This is a genomic window from Scytonema sp. PCC 10023, assembly GCF_963920835.1.
In the GTDB taxonomy this organism is placed as follows: domain Bacteria; phylum Cyanobacteriota; class Cyanobacteriia; order Cyanobacteriales; family Nostocaceae; genus Kalymmatonema.
Map to the genome: position 1 here is coordinate 1 of NZ_CAWUDP010000290.1, position 1,453 is coordinate 1,453.

The following is a 1,453-nucleotide window of genomic DNA, read 5'->3' on the forward strand; positions in this document are numbered from 1 at the left end:
CTTGTCATTACCAACATTTTTCCAAAGACTGGGTTGAAAAATCGATAGCCCAGCACATATCCATTAATCGACACCATCCGCGCCATAGAGTTTGCCAACCAGGAAGCCCATCACTTTTACGACCAAGAAAACCACCCAAACGAGCAACGCATTTCCAGAACTCACCAATAGTGAAATTATTTGATAGCAAACCAAGGCGAGCAACCAGAATATTTAGCATCATCGGAGGTACAAAATTTTGGGCAGGCAATAACGGATGACAGCGACTAATTTCGCGTAACTGTAACAATCTCACTGCAACAACTGCAAAAAAACCAAGTAATGTAACTAAACCATTGGCTGACTCCAATTGACGCTTTTCTATTGCACAACCAGTTTTCAGGCATTTATGATATTCTTCAATCAGCCAACGGCAAGTGTACCAGTCGATTTGGATGAAAGCAGCGTTCTCATCTGTTACAGGTACGCTGGTAAACAGAATCCATTCTAAATCACCCAACTCTTCCCAAACACGTATACACCAACCATCAATGGGCTGTTGCTTTCTTTCACTACCCGTCGCAGGTGGTTGAATTGTTAGGGCTGACCAAGCAACTTGTAAATCCACACAACGTTTAGGTTCGCCGTTGCGACCACGTAGTACAATCGTCTTGGTTGACATTGGTGACAAGCCACGAGCAAAAGCTTTGAGGTATCCTTTTGTCCCGTCTGGTTTGGTAATTACACGATTTTGAGTTACCCGCAGCAAGCAGTGCCAGCGTAGTGCAATCACACGTCGGATATATGAAAAAATATCGCTGCCTCTGTCTCCAACACTTACCCACATTGAATCTGGCTGTGGAGCTTCTCCGATTGATTCGACCATCTGCGACCAAATTTCACCCTCACTTTCGGTTCTCAGTAATTCCTGTGAAATGTTCTCGATTTGTCGATTTTGGTTATCACTACCACGTACCCAAGGTATTTGTCCTGCGAGTCCCAATATCTCTGGGTTTCCTGGTACTGGCACTACTGCCAAGCAATTGTGCAGCATTATCCCTCGCCCTTTTCCATCGCCTATATGTCCTAACCCCTTGATGTTTCGCGCTGATGTGTAGTCTAGTTCTGATGTGTCTTGGATAAATAAGACAACTGAGTCAGAACTCTTTTTGGCGATCGCTTTTGTTGCTGCTGTGTGTGGCTTAATTAACTCACTGTGGGAAACATCTTCTTCTGCAAATAATCTGTAGGCTGCCCTGACTTCATTCCAACCTGACATGATATTTGGCAGACTTGCTTCGGGCTTGGCAGCAATAGCTGCTCCCACAGCGATCGCTCTATCTGTACGACGACTATCCCCTAATTCGGCATCTCCCCATTGCTCAACTGCCCAAGCATTGAGGTCTGTGAAATTTTTCAACTTCATACTCTGACTCTATTACACCCCTACCTCACTTTAAAATATGTTGGTAAT

At 44.5% G+C, this 1,453-nt stretch carries 1 protein-coding gene; it reads right to left on the reverse strand.

Annotated elements, in window-relative coordinates; translation table 11 throughout:
• Positions 1-7: 7 nt before the first annotated feature.
• Positions 8-1,405, reverse strand: coding sequence for an IS4 family transposase (locus tag ACM0OZ_RS48770; RefSeq protein WP_414590146.1), 1,398 nt, complete (start codon positions 1,403-1,405; stop codon positions 8-10).
• Positions 1,406-1,453 lie beyond the last annotated feature (48 nt).